We start from the raw sequence: 22840 nt of genomic DNA, 5'->3' as shown, positions 1-22840 counted from the left end.
TCATAGCCTGGTAATCACCGCCCTGTAGGCTACTTGATTCTATAGAAACAGAAAAAGGCAAACGTTGCCTTTTATTCATTTTCAGAGTAACTCCCGCCAGTTGCGAGCAAAAAAGCCGCTACGCTTTAGCTATACGTGCTAATCAAGAGAACTCACCATGGATAACGATAAAATTGATAAACACAGCGACGAAATTGAAGTCGAGAGTGAAGAAAAAGAGCGCGGAAAAAAAATTGAAATAGATGAAGATCGGCTCCCTTCCCGGGCAATGGCTATCCACGAACATATTCGTCAGGACGGCGAAAAAGAGCTGGAACGCGACGCAATGGCGCTACTGTGGTCAGCTATTGCAGCAGGTCTGTCGATGGGTGCATCGCTACTGGCAAAAGGGATATTTCATGTCGAACTGGAAGGCGTGCCAGGGAGTTTCTTGCTGGAGAATCTCGGTTATACCTTTGGTTTTATTATCGTTATTATGGCGCGCCAGCAATTATTTACTGAGAACACCGTGACAGCGGTACTACCCGTAATGCAAAAACCGACAATGGGCAATGTCGGTTTATTGCTACGACTTTGGGGCGTTGTTCTGTTAGGTAATATTCTGGGAACGGGTATTGCGGCGTGGGCTTTTGAGTATATGCCTATTTTTGATGAAGAAACCCGCGATGCGTTTGTCAAAATCGGCATGGATGTGATGAAGAACTCGCCCAGCGAGATGTTTGCCAATGCGATCATTTCCGGCTGGCTAATAGCTACTATGGTATGGATGTTTCCGGCGGCGGGTGCGGCAAAAATAGTAGTGATTATTTTGATGACCTGGCTTATCGCCCTGGGAGACACCACTCACATCGTTGTCGGTTCCGTAGAGATCCTCTATCTGGTGTTTAACGGCACACTACACTGGAGCGATTTTGTCTGGCCATTTGCGCTTCCCACTCTGGCGGGAAACATCTGTGGCGGCACCTTTATCTTCGCGTTGATGAGTCATGCGCAAATTCGCAACGACATGAGCAATAAGCGAAAAGAAGAAGCATGTCAGAAAGCAGAACGTGCGGAAAACATTAAGAAAAATGATAAAAATCCGGCATGAGTGGCGAGCGTTTAAGCAATCGAGCGGCAGTGTACTTACCCCGCAGTCCATTAGCGGGTATACTCATGCCGCGCTGTCCTCTTAGTTAAATGGATATAACGAGCCCCTCCTAAGGGCTAATTGCAGGTTCGATTCCTGCAGGGGACACCAGTTATCAGTGCGCCCCATTCGTACCAGTCAGCAAAATTCCCTGAATATCAAGCCTTCCTAATCCACCGTTCGTCATGGTCCGAGTCAGATCGTAACAGCCGCACTCCATGACGGATAAAAAGTGGATAAAATAATTTTACCCACCGGATTTTTACCCATGCTCACCGTTAAACAGATTGAAGCAGCAAAGCCGAAAGAAAAACTGAGGTGGCTGCCCATCGCACTCTTTATCCTTGCTTGCCGCAAGTTGGCAGAAGTCAGCAACGCGAGCGTGATGGACGCTGCTGTCCAGGTGTTTCGCATACATGTCAAAACACCTTCGACGGGCAGTGCTTACATATCACTGCCCGTTACTTCTGCTCGGCCTGTCAGATCACGTAGGCCGTGGTGACGTTTTCAACCCACAGAGGCGGATTTGTTCTTCAGCCTTTCAGCACTCAACCTTGAGGATCATCCTGGCTTAGTGATCTCGCCTCAATCCCCGTTGTCAGCGGGTTACATCACCCTGCGGGCATGCCGCAGGTCACTGCCGCTCAGGTTCTCCACCGTCACACCCGGTGGAATTGTTGGGTTTCTCATCATGAGTTACCGGTTCAATATTCCAGACAGACTCATGGTTTATTTGAGCCTCCATGCTCGCCCTGAACTCCGGGCACACTATACGTCACGTCGCCACATCACACTTAATTTGGCTCTGTCACGGCGAACTGCCGTTCAAGATAGTTAGGGATAGCAACATGTTCATGACCGCCATGCCTGTACCGGTGAGTCGGCTGCTGGCAACTGACCAGTCCCAACTCTTTCATAAGTCTGTCAGCAAGCCAGCGCCCCATCTGATAGCCTCTTTGGGTTGCCATTGTGGCAATGCTTCTTGCTCCTGCCGAACAGTGGCTGATGCTATGTAGCTCAAGTACCTGACTGCGTAATACAGCCCGTCTGGTTTTTCAGGACGGTTTTTCCAGTATCTGTAGCTGCTGCGATGAACCCCGAACACGTGGCAGAGAGTGACCACAGGATAACGCACCCTGAGTTTCCCGATTATCGAGAACTGTTCAGGGAGTCTGACATCAAGAGCGCGGTAGCCTTTTTTAATATTTCGTTTTCCATTTCAATTCGTTGTAGCTTTTTCTTTAGCTCACGTATTTCGATTTGTTTCGGAGTTATCGGGAAGTCTGTTTGTGTTTTTCCCTGACGCTCATCACGCAGTTGTTTGCCCCATCTTGTCATCGTGGAAAGGCCAACATCAATAGTTTGGCGGCATCTGCCACTGTGTAGTTCTGGTCAACAATCAGTTGAGCGGATTCGCGTTTGAATTCAGGACTAGATTTTCGGCTTTTCATTTGTGCACCTGTATTGTTCTGAGGTGAGCATATCACCTCTGTTCAGATGAACAAATTAAATAAACCACTAAAATTCACAATAGACTTTCATTCATCTAACGAATTAAGTATTATCCCAATATTAAGGATAATCTAAAAATATAGCCGCAGTTAAATTTTTGTACGCCCAAACTTACCAACATTAATACTTATCAACGTTAATACTTATAAACATTAATACTTACCAACATTAATACTTCTAGTTTTAACGTATTTTCGGAGGTTTCGATTATGGGGAGTAAAAATATTGCAATCGCAGGAGGCGGTTTTTTTGGTTTGTATCTGGCAGAACAACTTGCATTGAAGGGTTGTAAAGTTACAGTTTATGAGAAAAGTCAAGAACTCATGTCCCGAGCATCCTATGTTAATCAGGCTCGAGTGCACAATGGCTATCATTATCCACGCAGCATCTTGACAGCGTTACGCTCTCGTATCTCTTTCCCCCGTTTTGTTACTGAATTTCGCGACTGCATTGAAGATGATTTTGCCAAATATTACCTTGTTGCAGGTGCGTTAAGTAAAATAACAGGTGCACAATTTAGCCGATTTTGTCAACGTATAGGTGCTGAATGTGAAGATGCTCCTCCGTCAGTGAAACGTTTGATTAATCCTGTACTTATCGATGCGGTGTTTACTACCCGTGAGTATGCATTTGATTCCCATAAGCTGCGTAATATAATGCTACAACGGCTTTCAGCGGCAAAAGTTACTATTGTAACGGACGCGGTTGTTGAAAAAGTTAGCAAATCTGGTGAGGGGTTAGAGGTAATCACAACAATATCTGGACAACCAGATATTAGCTATGTTGATCATCTTTTCAATTGTACTTATTCAAGAATTAATTATCTCTTGAATGGTTCTGAGCTTACATTAATTCCCCTTCGTCATGAAATGACGGAAATGTGCCTTGTAACTGTTCCAGATGAGCTAAAAAAAATGGGGTTAACACTAATGTGTGGTCCATTTTTTTCTGTTATGCCATTCCCACCAGCTCAACTACATTCCTTCAGCCATGTTCGATACACACCCCATTACCAATGGAATGACAGACCAAATGAACCTTACGAGGATGCATATAGAAAGTATGAACTGAATGAACGGCATTCAGCCTGGGGGCATATGATAAGAGATGCCACGCGTTATATCCCTTGTTTGAGTGAATGCCAATATCAAAGCTCTATCTGGGAAGTAAAAACAATCCTTCCACGAAGTGATAGCGATGATTCTCGCCCAATTTTATTTCGCCCGAATTATATATTGAAGGGGCTTCACTGCGTGATGGGTGGGAAAATTGACAATATTTATGATGCTCTACATGAAATAGAACGCGTGATCGAGTTGAGTTGATAAAAATGAAAAGTGAATCTTTTGTATCAGTCGTTATTGTCATTCCAGACCACTTGAATGATATCTATACTCCTTTATCTAAACTAGCCTCACTTCTGGATACGCTATACAGTGATTACGAATTAGTCGTTATAGCACCGGGGTTAGACAATACTAGTGCACAGGTAGAAGATCGTGTTTTGAAGGATATTCCTTGTGTACGAATAATCCAGCTATCCACTCCCGTATTTCATGATGTTGCGTTAGCGGCTGGATTAGAAAGTGCTATTGGTGATTTTGTTGTTTTATGGAATCCACTGGCCGATCCGGTAGAAGTCGTACCTCAAAGTGTTAACAAATGTCGTGAAGGTGCCGATGTCGTAATTGGTGTCTCGAATAGCGTTCGTTCACTACGTTATCGGATACTTCGTCGACTCATGAATGTTGCATTGCGCACCATAGATTATGAGATTCCTTCTAACTCAACGGGGTTACGTTGTTTAAGCCGTCGCGCTGTAAATGCCGTTACTCGAATCGGTCGATTTCACCGCCAATTCTATCTTCGTATTCACAAAACCGGCTATCCAGCCGAAGCCCTCATCTACAAACCCCTAAAACAATCAGAGGGCGCCGGGGTAGTAAAATCATTGCATCGATTGATGCACCTGGTAATATTTAACTCCACGAAGCCGCTACGTTGGATGTCTATTCTCGGTTTCGGCGGAAGTCTTGCAGGTTTTCTATTTGCTTGTTATAGCGTGTTGATCCATCTGTTTAGTGGGCTTGTTGTTGAGGGCTGGACAACGTCTATATTAGTTGTAACTTCATTATTTATAATTCAGTTCGTCATGATGGCTTTTTTTGGCGAGTATTTGGGACGCCTGCTGGATGAAAGCAACTCACAGGCAGAGTATGCAGTGGTTTATGAACGAACAAGTGAAGTCATGGTTAATACCGATAGGTTTAATGTTATGCACACTTCTCTGCCACTAGAGTCTAATTATGTACAAACTGGTCGTGATGGTTTAACACCACAGGCTATGGGGGAAGAATGGACGCATTGATTGGATATACCGGTTTTGTCGGTACAACTTTATTAAGACAACGTCGTTTCGATGCACTATATCGCTCAACCAACATCGACGAAATTGTTGGAAAAACATTTGATACTGTAGTTTGTGCCGGTGCCCCTGCACAAAAATGGCTTGCAAATAAAGCCCCTGCCGACGACATAAAAAAAATCAATGACCTAATTGAAAAATTAAAAACCATATCTTGTCAAAAATTTATTTTGATTAGTACTGTGGATGTTTTTAAAGATCCAGTTAATGTTGATGAGACTACATCAATCGAAACAGAAGGATTACATGCTTATGGTGCACACAGATATTATTTAGAACAATTTGTTAGCAAACAATTCCCTGACAATCTAATTATACGATTACCAGGCCTCGTTGGGCCAGGTCTCAAAAAAAACATTATCTATGATTTTTTGCATAAAAATAATATTTTACAAATTGAAAGTCGTAGTGTTTTTCAATTTTATCCGATGATCAACTTGTGGTATGACATTAACATTGCGCTACAACATAAATTATCACTGGTACATTTTACTGCGGCGCCAATAAGCGTCGCTGATATAGCACAACATAGTTTTGGCTTCGAGTTTTGCAATCACATTCAGGATAAACCTGGATATTACGATATGAAAAGTTGCCATAGCCACCTATTTACTAACGATCATGACTATCAGTATAACCGTCGTGAATCATTGATGGCAATACGCGCTTATGCACAATCTGAAATAGGCAGTAATTAAAATGAGACTTTCACTCTCAGGTTTGGCCTGGAGTATAACCAATGATGATTCTATCTGTCACCTACTACATTCCAGACAGATTGATGCAATAGATATTGTCCCTGGGAAATACTTCCCCAATCCGTTAGATGCTAGTGAACGCGAAATATTTGCCGTTCGTAATTACTGGCATGACAATGGAATTTCATTAGTTGGTATGCAATCATTATTATTTGGAACCCAAGGGTTAAATCTTTTTTCAACCAACGAAGTACAAAAAAAAATGTTGGTTCACTTACAGGCTATCAGTCGTATTGCTGCTGGTTTAGGAATTCCAGCATTAGTGTTTGGATCACCTAAAAACCGCGACCGAAAGGGATTATCTGATAGTATCACTCTTGAAACTGCAATAAATTTCTTTAATCATCTTGGTGATATTGCGCGGCAAGAAGGTGTTTATTTTTGCCTTGAACCTAACCCAGTCTGTTACGGGGCGAACTTTATGATTGACAGTGCTGAAACTGCTTTTGTTGTTCGGCAAGTAAATCACCCAGCAATTAAAATGCAGCTGGATACTGGTGCCATCATAATTAACAAAGAAAATATTAATGATATCCTTCAGCAAGACGTTGACATTATAGGTCATATTCATCTCAGTGAACCAGATCTGGTTCCTTTAGGCTGTAGTGGTGCGAACCATACACATATTGCTAATGCTCTCTATCACGCATTACCGAACTCTATTGCAACAATCGAAATGCTCGATCCCCAAAATAAACATTCGCTTTCCTCTATTGAGGATGCTCTTGATTTCGCAATTTCTCATTATCGCCAGTAGAAAGGGGGAATAGCATGAAGTGGCTCATTTTAATTCTTGGCATATTTTCTAATGCCTCGGCCAGTGTTCTTATAAAATTAGCAATAACCCCTCCCAGAAGGCTCCCAAGTTTGGCTGAACCTCTTGCCGCGCTTGCAAATTGGCCATTATGGTTAGGGATATTTCTATATGGAATTGCCTTTTTGTTATATGCTGTTGCACTGGCATTTTTACCTTTGAATGTAGCACACCCAATACTGACCTCTGGTGCAATTGCCTGTGTCGCATTATTCTCTGTCATTATTTTCCGCGAACCAGTTTACTGGTCTACCATTACTGGAATTCTGTTGGTGATGAGTGGTGTCGCCCTTATTACCCTTAAAGTTAAGTAAACATTATGACTGAATTCATATCTCAAACACTTCGCGCCAAATGGCAAGTCCCAGCCTACGAAAACCAAATGTGGCTTGGTAAAAAACACAATTATTGCGTCGTTATCCCCGTAATTAACGAAGGCAATCGTATACATAACCTATTAGCAAGAATGGCTGCCATAAATGTATCAACTTATGCGGATATAATTATTGTTGATGGCGGTAGCACCGATGGTTCTCTGAATCCCAATATCCTACAGGAAAAAGACGTTCGTGGTCTAATACTGAAAACAGCACCGGGTAAGCTAAGCGCACAGCTAAGATGTGCCTATGCTTTTGCTCTTGAGCGAGGTTATGAAGGCATTGTGACTATTGATGGAAATGACAAAGATGATCCTGTGGCTATTCCACAATTTATCACAGCTCTAAAAAATGGTGTACATTTCGTCCAGGCGTCTCGTTTCCTTAATGGTGGTTTAGCAGAAAATACTCCTCTCACCCGAGATATTGCAATACGTTTTATCCATGCGCCTATGCTTAGTTTCTTTTCAGGATTTAAATGGACAGATACTACTCAAGGATTTAGGGGTTATAGTAGTAAAATGCTGCTTGACGAGCGTGTTGCACCGTTCCGAGATATTTTCTCATCTTATGAACTACTGGCATATCTTTCATACCGAGTCCCACAACTTGGTTATCGTTGCTTAGAAATTCCGACCATTCGTCGTTATCCTAAAGGTGAAATACCTACAAAAATAAATGGAATCAAAGGAAATTTTTCCGTATTGATTGTCTTATTTAAAGCGTGTTTTGGATTTTATAATCAGAGAAAAGGAAAATGAGAAATATAAACATCAGCAGTTATATTATTTTAATAATATTTGGCATGATAATTTTGGCTATGCGTTATACAACTCCAATCATCAACCCCTGGCTTTATGCGGAAGATGGTGTATGGGTTGCTAATGCATTGAATCATGGTTGGCTAGAAACCTTCATCAATGCCAGAGAAGATTATTTTGTATTCTTTAATATTTTCTTTTTGTTTGTATCAACATCAATCAGCAGTATTATAAGCGGGAGTCCATTATTACTTCTTCCGCAATCCCTAGCTATAGTATCGTATTTTTTCTATAGCCTAATGGCCGTTATGGCTTTTCGTTTAATCATTAAAATATCCAATCCATTATTTTCTATTTTAGCATATTTCATAGCTCTCTTATTGCCTTTAGGTCATTCTCAATTTGAAAATATCGGTCATTTGCTACAAATTGGTTTTTATATGCCAGCTATAGCGAGCGCTCTTATTATACAGAGAGAGTACGTCAATAAAAAAATTGCTAAAATTATTATTGACATAATGATCTGGTTAACTGCCGCAACAAACCCAGTCGTATTTATAATTGTGGGGGTTTATTATTCCGTCAAGTTGTTGAATGTTAAAAATAAATATATTTTAATTAAGGATATGCTACCTTTAGCTATATCCATGGTCATATTAGCTTTATTTATACTTCCTCGACTCAATGGTTCTGGTGGACTTGGTAACTATGGCTATAATTCTAATAATATTATTGAAATGGTAACGGCTCGACTACTCCTTTATCCATTTATATTTCCTTGGTACGAAAAATTCAATGATTCAATATCGATAACCCTATCATTTGCATATATTATCTTTTGTACAACAATTATTTTAAAAACTAAAAATATAATAATAAAAAAACATTTGCTTACTTTAGCGATCGCACTTTTTATCTGTCTTGTTACGACTGTTTTTGGTAGAATCGGTCTTAGCGATATCCTGAATAACTATCAAACCACATTTCCCGATAGATATTTTGTAGGAACAAACTTTCTCTCTATCTTATTGTTCATAGCATGTTTATCTCAATGTAATTTCTCAAAACCAATCAGTTATTTATCTTATTTTATTTCCGGAGTGTTATTGTGTATTTATCTTGTGAATGCAGACATAATATCAGAAAGTGAAATGGCGAAGAAAAACATTTTTTTAAATGATCATTTTTATTATTCAATATGTCACGCTGAAAAAATTGATAACGCAAATTCAGCCATACAAATCAAACCAGCAAACTGGGTTATGATTGTTCCAACAAACTTAATTAGCGAAATTCACTGCCACTAAAGTATTGCATGATTTATGCCCCGAAGCTGGGGCTTTAATTTTGCTAGTCACTTAATACAAATGATCAGAAACTAGCGATTCTTTTTTAAGCCGATACAGACTCAGAACTTCTTTTTACTTTCCAGATTCAGCTCTTGTATCGTCTTAACTGCTTTGTCATGATAACGGTCATCTTCCTGTATTTTATATTGAATGGCATCCAGACAGACGATAGAACTTTTCCAGTGGACGTTGTTGCCACTGGTTTAACTCAGAAATGGCCTTATTTGTCATGGCGATAATGGTCATAGCGGGCACGCTGAAAGCATATAAATCTTCAATCTCACTACAGAGATCCTGCAGCGTACCCCAGGCACAACAAGAGAATGATAATCCGTTCGATCTTATAGGGGAACGTGGTCTAGCGCCTTTTTCACTAATTGGGAATCAACCGAGCGATTAGAGTCGCGTGACGTAGTCCGTAGTCCATTCGAAACTGCCCGTTGTGGCTTTAATAATCTTTTTACTGGAACCGTTTTTAGACCTGGCTTCCAACTACTGAACCAGACGAGAGCCAAATTCCTCAGTCAATGCAGCTGAGGTTAACTATTTGATTAAATGATCTAAAATGCCGTCCTCATCCGTTAGCTCCGAACTGAAGCACCTAAGGGTTTTATCAAAATCGAAGGGCTGGACATACGTCATTCCTTTCTGATTGCAAGTTACTGAAATGCCCCAGAATTTCTCACACTCTCTTTTTTCGTGTTTGTACACAATTTTACGCAAAGACCTTTTATCGGAAATGACGTAAAAACGGCCACCAACTCAACAATAACGGTCATTTCCAGCCGATTGCTCTAAAGTGGCATTATATATTCACGAAATGGATGGTCACAGGTGAACAATCTCTTCAGTTGATGCTCTGAACACCTGCCATTAAAATTTTCGCTCCACTACCGCCTTCCATACCCCACCATAAAGCGAATCATCAATCCGCAGGCTGGTGCAAGAAACATAAATATTCCCGTGACCAACTCATTGCCACTGGTTAACCACATCGTGGAGTAATAAATGAGTGCGGCAAGGATGACCATACCGAAAAATGAAGAGACAGCAGAAACTACATTTAATACCTGACCGATATATCCGCTAACGCAGACGATACACAGGGCGAGAAACATCCATAAATAAATCATAGCTCAACCTCCTGCCGTGCTAAAAAACGTGTTACTTCAATTACTCCAATAGTAAGACAATTCTTAACCACTGGCAATTTCAGCAAAATATCAATAAAAACAATATATTATCAACATAACTATAAATCACTGAAAAATATTCACTTGAGTAATAAATAATCAGTAGCTGAAAATAATCAGCTGGTGATAAAATAGAAATACCGCATTCATGCTCCTCGTGGTTATGTCCTGACTAGTCTTTACACTCTTTACAGGAACCATTGTCGTACATGATGGCCCAATCAATTGAGTGTACCGCTGTAGACATGGAATCTTCTGCGATACAACAATTCGTATCTACAGAAGGTAACTATGTTTCCACAATGCAAATTTTCCCGCGAGTTCCTGCATCCTCGCTACTGGCTGACGTGGTTTGGTCTTGGCGTACTCTGGCTTTGGGTACAACTTCCTTACCCTGTTCTGTGCTTTCTTGGCACGCGTATCGGCACAATGGCCAGACCGTTCTTGAAACGTCGCGAATCCATCGCCCGCAAAAACCTTGAGCTTTGCTTCCCGCTGCTTTCCTCCGAAGAGCGCGAGAAGATGATTACTGACAACTTTCGCTCGCTTGGAATGGCGTTGGTAGAAACCGGAATGGCGTGGTTCTGGCCAGATCTTCGCGTGCGTAAATGGTTTGATGTCGAAGGGCTGGATAACCTGCAACGTGCGCAAATGCAAAATCGTGGCGTGATGGTTGTCGGTGTGCACTTTATGTCGCTGGAGTTGGGTGGCCGCGTAATGGGGCTTTGCCAACCGATGATGGCAACTTACCGTCCGCATAATAATCAACTGATGGAATGGGTACAGACCCGTGGTCGCATGCGTTCCAATAAAGCGATGATCGGTAGAAATAATCTGCGCGGCATTGTCAGTGCGCTGAAAAAAGGTGAAGCCGTATGGTTTGCACCTGACCAGGATTATGGTCGTAAAGGTAGCTCCTTCGCGCCATTCTTTGCGGTAGAAAATGTTGCTACAACCAATGGCACCTACGTTCTCTCTCGCCTCTCTGGCGCAGCTATGCTAACTGTGACGATGGTACGAAAAACCGATTATAGCGGTTACCGTCTGTTTATTACGCCAGAAATTGAAGGCTATCCGGCTGATGAAATTCAGGCCGCGGCCTATATGAACAAAATTATTGAGAAAGAGATTATGCGTGCACCAGAGCAGTATCTCTGGATCCATCGCCGCTTCAAAACGCGTCCGGTGGGTGAAGCCTCGTTATACGTTTAACAAATAACCCAGGCTTTTTCCCTCTTCAGATAAGCCATAATAACACCATGGTTTTTATGGCTTTTTTCTTAAGATTTTTCCCTTCGCTGAATCGTGAATTATTACTTCCAGAAATCAATCTGTCGCCGATATGCGACACTCGTAAGTTACTAAAAGTAAATAAGAAAATGCCACTTGTTTCGATTTAGTTTTAGGCGTACATTAGCGCCGTCTCGAGCCAATATGCTCAGAATTCTGAGGTGATGCCCGCGGGTGTCAGCTCACTGTAACAGGTGTAATGAAGTCATTCAGGCGTAACAGTAATTACGCGGAGAGATGTAAAGTGAAATATTTCTTTATGGGCATTTCTTTTATGGTCATCGTTTGGGCCGGTACTTTTGCCCTGATGATCTAAAAGTTAACTGCGAAACGAAAAACAGGAGCCATCAGGCTCCTGTTTGCATTTCTGGCGATGGTGTTTATTCCGCGTTTTCGTGAATATGTTTGCTGCCGACGGGCAGTAAGCCGTCAGCGCGGAACATCGCTTTAATCCCACGAATCGCCTGACGAATACGGTCGCGGTTTTCAATCAGCGCAAAGCGTACATGCGTGTCGCCGTAGTCGCCAAAGCCGATGCCGGGTGAGACACAAACCTTCGCTTCGTTAAGCAGCTTCTTGGCAAATTCCAGCGAGCCCATTGCCGCATACGGTTCCGGGATTTTCGCCCAGACATACATCGAGGCTTTCGGCATTTCAACCATCCAGCCCGCTTCATGCAGCCCTTTTACCAGCACATCGCGGCGGCGTTTGTACTGTTCGGCAATGTCGCGCACGCACTGTTGATCGCCCTCCAGCGCCGCAATCGCCGCCACCTGCAACGGTGTAAAGGTACCGTAATCGTGATAGCTTTTAATACGCGCCAACGCGCTGACCAGTGTTTTATTGCCGACCATAAAGCCGATACGCCAGCCCGCCATATTGTAGCTTTTCGACAGCGTAAAGAACTCGACCGCTACGTCACGTGCGCCCGGCACCTGCATGATTGACGGCGCTTTCCAGCCATCGTAGACGATATCCGCATAGGCCAGGTCATGGACCACCAGCACATCGTAGCGTTTCGCCAGCGCCACTACTTTTTCGAAGAACTCCAGTTCTACGCATTGCGCGGTTGGGTTTGACGGGAAGCCAAGGATCATCATCTTCGGTTTCGGATAACTTTCACGAATAGCGCGTTCCAGTTCGTTGAAAAAATCGACACCTTCCACCAGCGGCACTGAACGTACCTGAGCACCAGCAATCACCGCGCCATAAATATGAATGGGGTAGCTTGGATTCGGCACCAGCACGGTGTCACCGTGATCCAGCGTCGCCAGCATCAGGTGCGCCAGCCCCTCTTTCGAACCGATGGTGACGATGGCTTCTGATTCCGGGTCGATTTCAACGTCGTAACGTTCCTGATACCAGCGTGAAATCGCGCGACGTAACCGCGGAATGCCGCGTGAAGTAGAGTAACCGTGCGTGTCCGGGCGCTGCGCCACTGTACATAATTTTTCGACAATATGCGGCGGGGTCGCGCCGTCCGGGTTGCCCATACTGAAATCGATAATATCTTCGCCGCGCCGACGCGCAGCCATTTTCAGTTCAGCGGTAATATTAAAAACGTAGGGCGGGAGACGATCAATGCGCGTAAAGCGACGTTCAGGGCGAGTGTCAGCCATAATTTCCTCAGATTAACGTTAGCGCCCGGACCGTCCGAGCGACGCTGCCACGATGGTGGCTGTTTTGAAAATAGCCTGATTAATTTCTGTCTGTCCAGCGTTTTGGAAAATTTTTATTAATGCGAAAAAAGAGGAACAAAACCTTAAAAACAGGAAAGTCAGATTCGCCAACAAGAAAATTATCACCCATTACATTAACAATATAATTTCAATAAATTTACTAATTGGCTTGATGCTGACAAGAGATGCATTGCCAGTACACCATTTAGCTTTCAATCCCCTTTTAAAATTGTGGTTTTTCCTCAAAAACGGCCTGCTGGTCATCAGCCTTCAGGTTACCTATCATAGAGGTTTAATCCTTATTCAGAGTCACCCGTGCACGAAATATTCAACATGCTGCTGGCGGTCTTCGATCGGGCAGCGTTAATGCTTATCTGCCTGTTCTTTCTCATCCGTATCCGCCTGTTTCGCGAGCTGTTGCACAAGTCGGCGCACTCCCCAAAAGAGTTGCTCGCCGTTACCGCCATTTTCTCGCTGTTCGCCCTGTTCAGCACCTGGTCCGGCGTTCCCGTAGAAGGCTCGCTGGTGAACGTACGTATTATCGCGGTGATGTCCGGCGGGATTCTGTTTGGCCCGTGGGTGGGCATCATTACCGGCGTGATTGCGGGTATTCACCGGTATTTAATTGATATCGGCGGTGTGACGGCGATCCCCTGCTTTATCACCAGCATTCTGGCGGGTTGTATATCGGGCTGGATCAACCTGAAAATCCCTAAAGCGCAGCGTTGGCGCGTCGGTATTCTCGGCGGCATGCTCTGTGAAACGTTGACCATGATTCTGGTGATTGTCTGGGCGCCGACCACTGAGCTGGGGCTGGATATAGTCTCCAAAATCGGTATCCCGATGATCCTCGGCAGTGTCTGTATCGGCTTTATTGTGCTGCTGGTACAAAGTGTTGAGGGCGAAAAAGAGGCCAGCGCCGCGCGACAGGCCAAGCTGGCGCTGGATATCGCCAACAAAACGCTGCCTCTGTTTCGCCATGTCAATAGCGAGTCATTACGCAAGGTCTGCGAAATTATCCGCGATGACATTCACGCTGACGCGGTGGCAATCACCAATACCGATCATGTGCTGGCGTATGTCGGCGTGGGCGAACACAACTATCAGAATGGCGATGACTTCATTAGCCCGACTACCCGCCAGGCGATGAATTATGGGAAAATCATTATTAAAAACAATGATGAAGCCCACCGCACACCAGAGATTCATTCCATGCTGGTGATCCCATTGTGGGAGAAAGGCGTTGTGACCGGAACGCTGAAAATTTACTACTGCCACGCGCACCAGATTACGTCATCATTACAGGAAATGGCGGTCGGTTTGTCGCAAATCATCTCTACCCAACTGGAGGTTTCTCGCGCCGAGCAGCTACGGGAAATGGCAAATAAGGCAGAGCTTCGCGCCCTGCAAAGCAAAATTAATCCCCATTTTCTGTTTAACGCTCTGAACGCTATTTCATCGTCGATTCGTCTGAATCCAGACACTGCTCGCCAGCTAATCTTTAATTTGTCGCGCTATCTGCGCTATAACATTGAATTAAAAGACGATGAGCAAATTGATATCAAAAAAGAGCTGTACCAAATTAAAGACTATATCGCCATTGAGCAGGCCCGCTTTGGCGACAAGCTGACGGTTATCTATGATATTGATGAAGAGGTGAATTGCTGCATTCCCAGCCTGCTTATCCAGCCGTTGGTGGAGAACGCCATTGTCCACGGTATTCAGCCTTGCAAGGGAAAAGGTGTTGTCACCATCAGCGTTGCGGAGTGCGGTAATCGAGTCCGTATTGCGGTAAGAGATACCGGGCATGGCATCGATCCAAAGGTGATTGAGCGGGTCGAAGCGAATGAAATGCCGGGCAATAAAATCGGCCTGCTGAATGTGCATCATCGCGTGAAGTTGTTATATGGCGAGGGGCTGCATATCCGCCGCCTGGAACCAGGAACGGAAATTGCGTTTTACATTCCTAACCAACGCACCCCTGTCGCCTCACAGGCTACGTTATTGCTTTGAGCCGGAGTGATATTGTGAAAGTCATCATTGTTGAAGACGAATTCCTGGCACAACAGGAACTTAGCTGGCTTATTAAAGAGCACAGCCAGATGGAGATTGTCGGCACCTTTGACGACGGTCTGGACGTGTTGAAGTTTTTGCAGCATAACCGCGTCGACGCTATTTTTCTGGATATCAATATTCCGTCGCTGGATGGCGTGCTGCTGGCACAAAACATCAGCCAGTTCGCCCATAAGCCGTTTATTGTGTTTATCACCGCGTGGAAAGAACATGCGGTGGAAGCGTTTGAACTGGAGGCGTTTGACTACATTCTCAAACCGTATCAGGAGTCACGGATTACCGGGATGCTGCAAAAGCTGGAAGCCGCCTGGCAGCAACAGCAAACCAGCAGCACGCCTGCCGTGCCGTTAACGCGTGAGAATGACACCATTAATCTGGTGAAGGATGAACGCCTCATCGTGACGCCGGTCAATGATATCTACTACGCCGAAGCGCACGAAAAAATGACCTTTGTCTATACGCGGCGTGAATCTTATGTGATGCCAATGAACATCACCGAGTTTTGCAGCAAACTGCCGTCGTCGCACTTTTTCCGCTGCCATCGCTCGTTTTGCGTCAACCTGAACAAAATCCGCGAGATAGAACCGTGGTTTAATAATACCTATATTCTGCGGCTGAAAGATCTGGATTTTGAAGTGCCAGTCAGCCGCAGCAAAGTTAAAGAATTCCGCCAGTTAATGCATCTGTAATCGGGAACTTTCATGAAAGCAGCAGGCTTGCCCGCCGATCAACAATTTTTCGCCGATCTGTTCAGCGGCCTGGTGCTTAACCCGCAACTGCTTGGGCGCGTCTGGTTTGCCTGCCAGCCCGCCTCGCTGCCGGTAGGCAGTTTGTGTATTGATTTTCCCCGACTGGATATTGTGCTGCGCGGCGAATATGGCAATCTGCTGGAAGCAAAGCAGCAGCATATGGTGGAAGGAGAAATGCTGTTTATTCCGGCGCGCGCGGCTAATTTACCGGTCAACCACAAACCGGTAATGCTGTTAAGCCTGGTGTTTGCGCCGACCTGGCTGGGGTTATCGTTTTACGATAGCCGCACCACGTCGTTACTGCATCCTGCTCGCCAGATCCAGCTTCCCAGCCTGCAACGCGGTGAAGGTGAAGCGATGCTTACCGCCCTCACCCATCTTAGCCGTTCGCCGCTGGAGCAGAGTATCATTCAACCGTTGGTGTTAAGTTTGCTGCACCTTTGCCGCAACGTGGTGAATATGCCGCCGGGCAATTCGCAGCCGCGCGGCGATTTTCTCTACCACAGCATTTGTAACTGGGTTCAGGATAACTACGCTCAGCCGCTCACTCGCGAGAGCGTGGCGCAATTTTTTAATATCACGCCCAATCATCTGTCAAAACTGTTTGCGCAGCATGGGACGATGCGTTTTATCGAGTATGTTCGCTGGGTACGAATGGCAAAAGCGAGGATGATTTTGCAGAAATATCATCTGTCGATTCATGAAGTGGCGCAGCGTTGCGGCTTTCCGGATAGCGACTATTTTTGTCGCGTCTTCCGGCGTCAGTTTGGCCTGACGCCGGGAGAGTACAGCGCCCGTTTTCAGGGCTAAGTTTAGAAGGTTATTTCCGTTTCCAGCAGCGTCAGGATGCTTTGCGCATCACTTGCGGCGAAAAGCGACTGGCGGAAGTTTTTATTCACCAGTTTGCGCGCCAGCTGCGAGAAGACTTTCACATGATTCATCCCTTCGTTAGCGCCCAGCGTCAGCATGATCACCAGTTCGACTTCGCCCATTTCTGACTGCCAGTCAACCGGTTTCACCAGTCGGGCAATGCTGATACTGGAATGGCGGATCCACTGCGATTTGGTGTGCGGGATTGCCACACCAAAACCAACGCCAGTAGTAACAATCTCTTCTCGCTGCCAGACATCTTCTTCCAGCTCGAACGGATGCTCAGTACGCCCGTTAACGCCGAGGTTACCGCACAGGAACTGAATCGCCTGCTCTTTATTGCTAAAGTCCTGATCAACAAAGATATTCTCTAGCGACAGCAGTGGGCGAACGTCTTCTTCCGGCGTAAACGCGGTGAGTAACGCTTCAATTTCCTGCGCGCTGCGGCATTCACATGCCTGACGCGCCAGTTCCCGACACGCCTCGCTATCCAGTTGACGAAGCTGGCTTTTCACCGCCGGAATTCGTGGGCTACTCATGCTTAACTCGTCCAGGTCCAGCCCAAGCAGAAGCGGCAGATAACGGCTTTCACCGCCCAGTTCACCGCAAATACCTACCCATTTGCCCCGCTGATGCGCAGTGGTAACTATCTGCTGCAACATGCGCAGAAACGATGGCGAGATCGGGTTATACAGCGGCGATACCCTCGGGTTATTACGATCGACCGCATACAAATACTGGGTCATATCGTTAGAGCCGATGCTGAAGAAATCGACCTCATCGCAGAAGTGATCGATGATGTAACATACCGACGGCACCTCAACCATGATCCCCAACGGGATCGTTTCTGCATGACGCAGGCCATCGCGCTTAAGATCAACGATCGCTTTCTGGATCTCACCTTTCACCCATAAGATCTGATCAAGGCTGTGGACCATCGGGATCATCAACTGGGCGTTGCCGAAACTGGCAGCGCGCAAAATCGCCCGCAGTTGAGTGCGGAACAGGCCAGCAAATTCCGGATAAATACGTACCGCGCGATAGCCGAGGAACGGGTTCTCTTCCTGGGGAATGTTGAGGTAAGGAATGCTTTTATCACCGCCGATGTCCATCGTGCGGAAGATAATCGGTTTGTCGCCCGCCGCCAGTAATACCTGCTGGTAAGCTTCAAATTGCTCCTGTTCGTCCGGCGCGCTGTCACGATCCATATAGAGCATTTCGGTACGAAACAGCCCGACGCCTTCCGCGCCGTTAGCAAACGCGCCTGGTGCTTCCAGAGCAGTGCCAATATTCGCCGCAATATCAATACGCTTGTTATCACGGGAATAGGCCAGCTGCGCGGCGGCCTGCGCCTGTTGCTGCTGACGTTTATCCGCCAGCGTCTGCGCAACCTGATAATAACCGCTCACCGCGTCATCAGGATTTACCGCCAGCACGCCGCACTGGGCGTCAAGCACCGCCGGTTGTCCGGCATAACGGGCAATCGCATCCAGCGGCAGGCCGCTCAAAACCGGGATCGCCGAGGCGCGGGCCAGAATCAGAGTATGCGAGGTGCGCCCAGTTTTCTCCAGAATCATGCCTGCAAGATTTTTTAAATCGAGGCTCAAAAACTGGCTAGGGGTTAAATCCTCGGCCACCAGAATGGTCGGTTTTTCGAGCACCAGATTATTACGCGGCTTCAGTTCCGGCCAGGTAATATGCAGCAACTGTTCGCTGATATCACGAATGTCGCTGACCCGCTCGCGCAGATAATCGCTGGCAGAGGCAGAAAGTTTGGCGCAAACCTGCTCCATATTGCTGATGATCGCCGCTCCCAGCCCCTGATGCTGTTCTGCCATCAGGCGACGGATATTCCCTGCAAATTCATCATCCTGAATCAGCGACAAATGGGCGCTGAGGATGGTTTTGCTTTCGCCGTCACGCTCGCGCAACTGCTGGTTCAGTTGCTCGGCAAGCGTTGCCAGGCTGTGTTCCAGCCAGGTGGAGTCTTGCACACTGGCGGGGATTGCCCGATAACTGTCGAGGCTGTCGCTCTGTAACAGGGTCAGTGTACCCACGCCGACGCCGCTTGCCAGCACGTTGCCGTACAGTAAATCCGGGTTAAGGCGGCTTAATGAACGCGGCAGCGGATGCGCCGTCAGTTCTGCCTGCGTTGGCTGAACGCTGTCGCTGTCGATAAAGCGAACCAGGATGTACTCTTCCAGCACGCGCCGCGCCTGCTCTTCATCGCAGCCGCTAATGTTCAGGCTGCAACTGTCATTAAATAGGGTGCCGGTGCCAATCAGCGCCAACGAGCTTTTCGCATCTGCCTTTGCGTTCTGGCGATGGTTGATGAAGGTGATTTCGCTTTGCCACTGGCTGCACTGTTCTTTAAGTTCCCACGCCGGACGGGCATGAAGACCGTTAGGCAAAGGACAGAGAAATTGAATTGTTAGCATAACCGCTCCGGGTTAATCAGGAGATCATCTGAAATCCGTCAGTTGAACAACCGTCTCACGGGTAAGACGTTGAATAAGGGCAGATAAAAGCCGCTGCATCTGCAAAATGTCGCGGCAGTCGGCAATCGATGCGGCGCAATGTCCATGGCGGGTTGCTGGCCCCATCACCACTGTGGGTATGCCAGTACCGGTTAAGTGCACCGCTCCACCGTCCGTGCCGCCGTTACTGAACATATCCGCCTGTAACGGCACGCCAATTTCTGCCGCCACAGTTTCGATCCAGGCGGTAAGTTTTGGCGGCGCAATCAGTGACTTATCGCTTAACACCAGCATCGGTCCGTGACCAATCTGGCGATGGTTAGCTGCGCCATAATCAAAGTTTTTCGCCCAGCAGGCGGTATCAAGCACAATGGCGACATCCGGCGACACCGCACGCGTGGCGGTTTGCCCGCCGCGTAAGCCCACTTCTTCGCTGGAACTTGCCACCAGCCACACTTCCGCAGGCAGTTCAGCGTCGTGCAGCTCGCGCAGCAACGTCACCAGCAGGTAGCAACCGAGGCGATCATCAAAGGCTTTCCCCATCACCCGCTGGTGAGGGAGAACCTGAAAAGTAGTATCAAACGTGACGCGATCGCCTGGACGAATTCCCGCCTGCATCACTTCGTCATACGAGCGCGCGCCAATATCCACGCGCATGGCGCTAACGTCATTCCCCTGCCGCTCGCCATCAAGCAGGCCGGGAATTTTGCACTCTTCACGGGTGGTGATGCGCACCGGCTGCAACTGACGGGCAGCCATGCGCACATTGCCAACTGGCAGCACATCAATCGCCCCTTCGCGGGAGATGCTGCGCACCATAAATCCCACTTCGTCCATATGCGCACAGATCATCACCTTCGGACCTGTCGATTCATTGAGGCGGATCAGCACCGATCCCAGGCCGTCAAATCGCACTTCTTTTTGCAGGCGATCCGCTTCATCCATCAGGATCTGCCGCACTTCCTGTTCCGAGGAGGCGATCGCATCTGCCTCGCTCAATGCTTTTAATAGTGATAAATCCATTATGCCTCTCCCGTGAGCAACACTGTTTTCGGCATGGCGTAGAGCACTTCTGCGCCTTGCGGGGTGACCAGCACAACATCTTCGATGCGCACGCCCCCTTGCCCTGGCAAATAAATCCCCGGCTCCACGGTCAGTAGCATGCCTGGCTGTAGCGTCGTGGTGTCCCGCGGTGAAAAACGCGGATCTTCGTGCACTTCAATGCCGATAGCATGACCGGTGTTATGACCGAAATAGTCGCTAAAACCTGCTTCTGTAATCACCTGGCGCGCGGCGTCGTCAACCTGTTGGCAGCGCACGCCGGGGCGAATTGCAGAGATTGCCGCCAGCTGTGCTTGCAGGACAATCTGGTAGACGTTAAACAGCGGGTGAGATTCGGCGCTCACCCCTTCGCCATTCACCAGCAAGGTGCGCGTCATATCAGAGCAGTAGCCCTGATACAGCGCACCGAAATCGAGAGTGACAAACTCGCCCGCTGCAACAATCTTGTCGCTGGCTTTGCCGTGCGGCAGCGCCCCACGCCAGCCACTGGCGACAATGGTGTCAAAAGAGGCTTTTTCTGCGCCCTGCTGGCGCATAAACCACTCCAGTTCAGCGGCTATCTCGCGCTCGCTCATCCCCGCCTGAATAAAGCGGCGAATATGCTCTGCGCCACGATCGGCAATCCCACAGGCGAGGCGGATTTTCTCCACCTCCTCTGGCGTTTTGATTTGCCGCAGCACATCCGGCGTGGCGCTTACCAGTTTCGCATTGAGTTCAGACTGCCAGCGGTGCGCGGTTTCCCAACTCACCTGCTGGCCTTCAAAACCGAGCGTTTGCAACTGCTCATCGGCAATGATTTGCCTGACGATGGTGGCAAGCGTGTGCATCGCGTCGAGCAAATGCAGCTGGTAACCTTGCGTGCGGGCTTCTACATCCGCGTAATAGCGCGAGTCCACCAGAATGTGCGCACTTTCACGGCTAATCACCACATAACCTGATCCGGTGGAGATCCCCAGATGCGGCTGTTTGTTCTGCCGTGAGGAAAGGAGCACCGCATCCAGTTGTTGCGCCTTAAGCCAGTCGCGCAGCGAAGCGAGTAATGTCATCTGGATTTTTCCTTCTTACAGGCTATCGATTAACAATTTGCCTTTGCGGAACATCATCAGACGCAGGAACACCACCATCAGCGCAGTAATGATTGCTCCCAGCGCGATCCCCGCCATATAGACGCCCAGATTAGTGACCAGCGGCCACGCCCAGATAGCGGATTCCGGGAACCATTGCACTGCGCCCAGCCAGACAGCAGCAGTGGAACCGACAATCGCGCCAACCATATAGGACGGAATAGCGGTGATGGGGCTTTCCAGCGCAAACGGAATCGCACCTTCACTGATCCCCATAAACGCCAGGAACATCGCGGTTTTACCCTGCGGATAAAGCTGGGCGTTAAACAGGCGTTTGCCAGTTAAGCGACGATCGATAATGGTCGCCAGACCCAGACCAATCGGCGGAATAACAATAGCGATAGAACGCGCAGTGACTGGTAATACATGGTCGGTGGTAAAGCTGAAGGCGACGAAACCAGCTGCTTTGTTGATTGGACCACCCAAGTCGATTGCGGTCGCCGCAGCAATGCCCATTGCGTACATCAGCGCGCCCTTCTCACCAGCAGCGGTCAGCACGGTACGGATACCGCCGTTGATCCAGCCACCAAACGGCGTGATCACGTAGTACATCGCCAGCATGACAAAAATGGCGGAAAGAATCGGTAGCAAAAATGTGGTTTTGAACGCTAACAGGAAATCCGGTAACTGGATTTTCTGGTTCATCCATTTCACGAGGTAACCCGCGACGATAGAAATAATCAGCGCACCAATGAAGGTAGACGGGACTGGTGAAGAGGTCGCCCACTGCATAGTGCTGGGATCAAAGTTCAGCAGTTGCGTGGGCTGGGTAGACATCAACCCGCCGATAAACCCAGCCGGGAACGCCAGTTTGCCGCCAATAGAATTCGCCACAAAAGCGGCAAACATCGGAATGGCAAAGCCAAACAGCACGCCGCCAAAGGACTGCGACAGCCAGGCAAATTTCAGTAAGGAGAGGTCGAAACCGGAAAATTTCCCACTATTAAGAGCATCCATAATGCCGATGTCTGCGGGAATTTTAAGCCAGCTATAAGCAATCAGCTGGCTGAAAGCGAGGATCACACCGCCCATAATTAAGGTCGGCACCATGCGTGAAATCCCTGACATCACATGCTGCGGGAGTTCACCCCAGAAGCTGGTTTTAGAGGCCTGCGGATTCTTAACTGCCGCTGCCGCACCGGATGCGCCAGGCACAACGGTTGCACTGCGTTTTTTAATGGCCATAACAATTATCCCT

At 47.2% G+C, this 22840-nt stretch carries 20 protein-coding genes, 1 tRNA gene and 1 pseudogene; 14 read left to right on the top strand and 8 right to left on the bottom strand.

Translation table 11 applies throughout. The annotated features are described in order from the left end of the window. Positions 1-157 precede the first annotated feature (157 nt). Both FEK42_RS00675 and FEK42_RS00670 read left to right on the top strand, forming a co-directional pair. Complete coding sequence (locus FEK42_RS00675) at positions 158-1090, top strand: formate/nitrite transporter family protein (protein ID WP_138211702.1); 933 nt, start codon at positions 158-160, stop codon at positions 1088-1090. 75 nt (positions 1091-1165) lie between these two features. Next, positions 1166-1240 (top strand) — tRNA-Arg (locus FEK42_RS00670). A gap of 84 nt (positions 1241-1324) precedes the next feature. Here the strand turns inward: FEK42_RS00670 and FEK42_RS22740 are convergent. Both FEK42_RS22740 and FEK42_RS00660 read right to left on the bottom strand, forming a co-directional pair. Then, on the bottom strand, positions 1325-1543 hold the full coding sequence (locus FEK42_RS22740; RefSeq protein WP_171022630.1) for a hypothetical protein: 219 nt from the start codon (positions 1541-1543) through the stop codon (positions 1325-1327). 383 nt (positions 1544-1926) lie between these two features. Continuing rightward, a pseudogene (locus FEK42_RS00660) lies at positions 1927-2580 on the bottom strand (transposase); the annotation flags it as partial. A gap of 270 nt (positions 2581-2850) precedes the next feature. Between FEK42_RS00660 and FEK42_RS00655 the strand changes: the two are divergent. Genes FEK42_RS00655 through FEK42_RS00625 form a run of 7 tightly spaced genes read left to right on the top strand, consistent with a single transcriptional unit; the run spans position 2851 to position 9083 of the window. Next, positions 2851-3966, top strand: a complete 1116-nt coding sequence (locus FEK42_RS00655; protein ID WP_135488980.1) for an FAD-dependent oxidoreductase — start codon at positions 2851-2853, stop codon at positions 3964-3966. Between the two features lie 5 nt (positions 3967-3971). After that, a complete protein-coding gene (locus FEK42_RS00650) occupies positions 3972-5009 on the top strand; it encodes a glycosyl transferase family 2 (protein WP_135492859.1) in 1038 nt (345 codons plus the stop codon). Then, positions 4997-5764, top strand: coding sequence for an NAD(P)-dependent oxidoreductase (locus FEK42_RS00645; protein ID WP_135492860.1), 768 nt, complete (start codon positions 4997-4999; stop codon positions 5762-5764). The genes FEK42_RS00650 and FEK42_RS00645 overlap by 13 nt, the downstream gene beginning before the upstream one ends. 1 nt (position 5765) lies before the next feature. After that, the gene (locus FEK42_RS00640) at positions 5766-6581 is read left to right on the top strand and encodes a TIM barrel protein (protein WP_135492861.1); all 816 of its coding nucleotides are present in this window, start codon (positions 5766-5768) and stop codon (positions 6579-6581) included. 14 nt (positions 6582-6595) lie between these two features. Continuing rightward, positions 6596-6952 carry an EamA family transporter gene (locus FEK42_RS00635; protein WP_130207320.1) on the top strand — a complete coding sequence of 119 codons (357 nt, stop codon included), beginning with the start codon at positions 6596-6598 and terminating at the stop codon, positions 6950-6952. Positions 6953-6957: 5 nt separating this feature from the next. Continuing rightward, positions 6958-7776 (top strand): glycosyltransferase family 2 protein, encoded by an 819-nt coding sequence (locus tag FEK42_RS00630; protein ID WP_135492862.1) that lies wholly within the window; start codon positions 6958-6960, stop codon positions 7774-7776. Then, positions 7773-9083 (top strand): hypothetical protein, encoded by a 1311-nt coding sequence (locus FEK42_RS00625; protein WP_138211701.1) that lies wholly within the window; start codon positions 7773-7775, stop codon positions 9081-9083. Before FEK42_RS00630 ends, FEK42_RS00625 begins: the two co-directional genes overlap by 4 nt. 932 nt (positions 9084-10015) lie before the next feature. Here the strand turns inward: FEK42_RS00625 and FEK42_RS00620 are convergent. Then, the gene (locus FEK42_RS00620; RefSeq protein ID WP_130216891.1) at positions 10016-10258 is read right to left on the bottom strand and encodes a YfdY family protein; all 243 of its coding nucleotides are present in this window, start codon (positions 10256-10258) and stop codon (positions 10016-10018) included. A 351-nt stretch (positions 10259-10609) separates the two neighbouring features. Between FEK42_RS00620 and lpxP the strand changes: the two genes are divergently transcribed. Together lpxP and ypdK are read left to right on the top strand one after the other, a co-directional pair. Then, complete coding sequence (gene lpxP, locus FEK42_RS00615; RefSeq protein ID WP_135410226.1) at positions 10610-11530, top strand: kdo(2)-lipid IV(A) palmitoleoyltransferase; 921 nt, start codon at positions 10610-10612, stop codon at positions 11528-11530. A gap of 322 nt (positions 11531-11852) precedes the next feature. Further along, a complete protein-coding gene (gene ypdK, locus FEK42_RS00610) occupies positions 11853-11924 on the top strand; it encodes a membrane protein YpdK (protein WP_010723117.1) in 72 nt (23 codons plus the stop codon). Positions 11925-11988: 64 nt separating this feature from the next. Here ypdK and alaC read toward each other — a convergent pair whose 3' ends face one another. Further along, positions 11989-13227, bottom strand: a complete 1239-nt coding sequence (gene alaC, locus FEK42_RS00605; protein WP_135492863.1) for an alanine transaminase — start codon at positions 13225-13227, stop codon at positions 11989-11991. Between the two features lie 375 nt (positions 13228-13602). Between alaC and ypdA the strand changes: the two genes are divergently transcribed. The 3 genes from ypdA to FEK42_RS00590 are packed head-to-tail and all read left to right on the top strand — an operon-like array spanning position 13603 to position 16919. Continuing rightward, positions 13603-15300: a two-component system sensor histidine kinase YpdA gene (ypdA, locus tag FEK42_RS00600; protein ID WP_000544385.1), complete on the top strand. Its 1698-nt coding sequence runs from the start codon at positions 13603-13605 to the stop codon at positions 15298-15300. Positions 15301-15314: 14 nt separating this feature from the next. Next, positions 15315-16049, top strand: coding sequence for a two-component system response regulator YpdB (gene ypdB / locus FEK42_RS00595; RefSeq protein ID WP_130237839.1), 735 nt, complete (start codon positions 15315-15317; stop codon positions 16047-16049). A 12-nt stretch (positions 16050-16061) separates the two neighbouring features. Beyond that, positions 16062-16919, top strand: a complete 858-nt coding sequence (locus tag FEK42_RS00590) for an AraC family transcriptional regulator (RefSeq protein WP_138211700.1) — start codon at positions 16062-16064, stop codon at positions 16917-16919. 2 nt (positions 16920-16921) lie between these two features. Here the strand turns inward: FEK42_RS00590 and ptsP are convergent, their stop codons facing one another. The 4 genes from ptsP to FEK42_RS00570 are packed head-to-tail and all read right to left on the bottom strand — an operon-like array spanning position 16922 to position 22827. Beyond that, positions 16922-19417 (bottom strand): phosphoenolpyruvate--protein phosphotransferase, encoded by a 2496-nt coding sequence (gene ptsP, locus FEK42_RS00585; protein WP_135492864.1) that lies wholly within the window; start codon positions 19415-19417, stop codon positions 16922-16924. Between the two features lie 24 nt (positions 19418-19441). After that, complete coding sequence (gene ypdE, locus FEK42_RS00580) at positions 19442-20479, bottom strand: aminopeptidase (protein ID WP_135492865.1); 1038 nt, start codon at positions 20477-20479, stop codon at positions 19442-19444. After that, positions 20479-21564, bottom strand: coding sequence for an aminopeptidase (ypdF, locus tag FEK42_RS00575; RefSeq protein ID WP_138211699.1), 1086 nt, complete (start codon positions 21562-21564; stop codon positions 20479-20481). The genes ypdE and ypdF overlap by 1 nt, the downstream gene beginning before the upstream one ends. Before the next feature lie 15 nt (positions 21565-21579). Beyond that, positions 21580-22827: a PTS fructose transporter subunit IIC gene (locus tag FEK42_RS00570; RefSeq protein WP_000985352.1), complete on the bottom strand. Its 1248-nt coding sequence runs from the start codon at positions 22825-22827 to the stop codon at positions 21580-21582. Positions 22828-22840 lie beyond the last annotated feature (13 nt).

It is taken from the genome of Escherichia sp. E2748, from assembly GCF_005781125.1.
Lineage (GTDB): Bacteria > Pseudomonadota > Gammaproteobacteria > Enterobacterales > Enterobacteriaceae > Escherichia.
Note: the sequence above shows the minus strand (reverse complement) of the source record. Positions and strands in the feature narration are given on the sequence as shown.

Excerpts from the sequence above, each read along its gene's own strand:
- FEK42_RS00590 (WP_138211700.1), top strand. The coding sequence starts at position 16,062 with ATGAAAGCAGCAGGCTTGCCCGCCGATCAACAATTTTTCGCCGATCTG.
- FEK42_RS00675 (WP_138211702.1), top strand. The coding sequence starts at position 158 with ATGGATAACGATAAAATTGATAAACACAGCGACGAAATTGAAGTCGAG.
- FEK42_RS00630 (WP_135492862.1), top strand. The coding sequence starts at position 6,958 with ATGACTGAATTCATATCTCAAACACTTCGCGCCAAATGGCAAGTCCCA.
- FEK42_RS00655 (WP_135488980.1), top strand. The coding sequence starts at position 2,851 with ATGGGGAGTAAAAATATTGCAATCGCAGGAGGCGGTTTTTTTGGTTTG.
- FEK42_RS00650 (WP_135492859.1), top strand. The coding sequence starts at position 3,972 with ATGAAAAGTGAATCTTTTGTATCAGTCGTTATTGTCATTCCAGACCAC.
- lpxP (WP_135410226.1), top strand. The coding sequence starts at position 10,610 with ATGTTTCCACAATGCAAATTTTCCCGCGAGTTCCTGCATCCTCGCTAC.
- ypdE (WP_135492865.1), bottom strand. The coding sequence starts at position 20,479 with ATGGATTTATCACTATTAAAAGCATTGAGCGAGGCAGATGCGATCGCC.
- alaC (WP_135492863.1), bottom strand. The coding sequence starts at position 13,227 with ATGGCTGACACTCGCCCTGAACGTCGCTTTACGCGCATTGATCGTCTC.
- ptsP (WP_135492864.1), bottom strand. The coding sequence starts at position 19,417 with ATGCTAACAATTCAATTTCTCTGTCCTTTGCCTAACGGTCTTCATGCC.
- FEK42_RS00635 (WP_130207320.1), top strand. The coding sequence starts at position 6,596 with ATGAAGTGGCTCATTTTAATTCTTGGCATATTTTCTAATGCCTCGGCC.
- FEK42_RS00570 (WP_000985352.1), bottom strand. The coding sequence starts at position 22,827 with ATGGCCATTAAAAAACGCAGTGCAACCGTTGTGCCTGGCGCATCCGGT.
- ypdF (WP_138211699.1), bottom strand. The coding sequence starts at position 21,564 with ATGACATTACTCGCTTCGCTGCGCGACTGGCTTAAGGCGCAACAACTG.
- FEK42_RS00640 (WP_135492861.1), top strand. The coding sequence starts at position 5,766 with ATGAGACTTTCACTCTCAGGTTTGGCCTGGAGTATAACCAATGATGAT.
- FEK42_RS00620 (WP_130216891.1), bottom strand. The coding sequence starts at position 10,258 with ATGATTTATTTATGGATGTTTCTCGCCCTGTGTATCGTCTGCGTTAGC.
- FEK42_RS00625 (WP_138211701.1), top strand. The coding sequence starts at position 7,773 with ATGAGAAATATAAACATCAGCAGTTATATTATTTTAATAATATTTGGC.
- FEK42_RS00645 (WP_135492860.1), top strand. The coding sequence starts at position 4,997 with ATGGACGCATTGATTGGATATACCGGTTTTGTCGGTACAACTTTATTA.
- FEK42_RS22740 (WP_171022630.1), bottom strand. The coding sequence starts at position 1,543 with ATGCGAAACACCTGGACAGCAGCGTCCATCACGCTCGCGTTGCTGACT.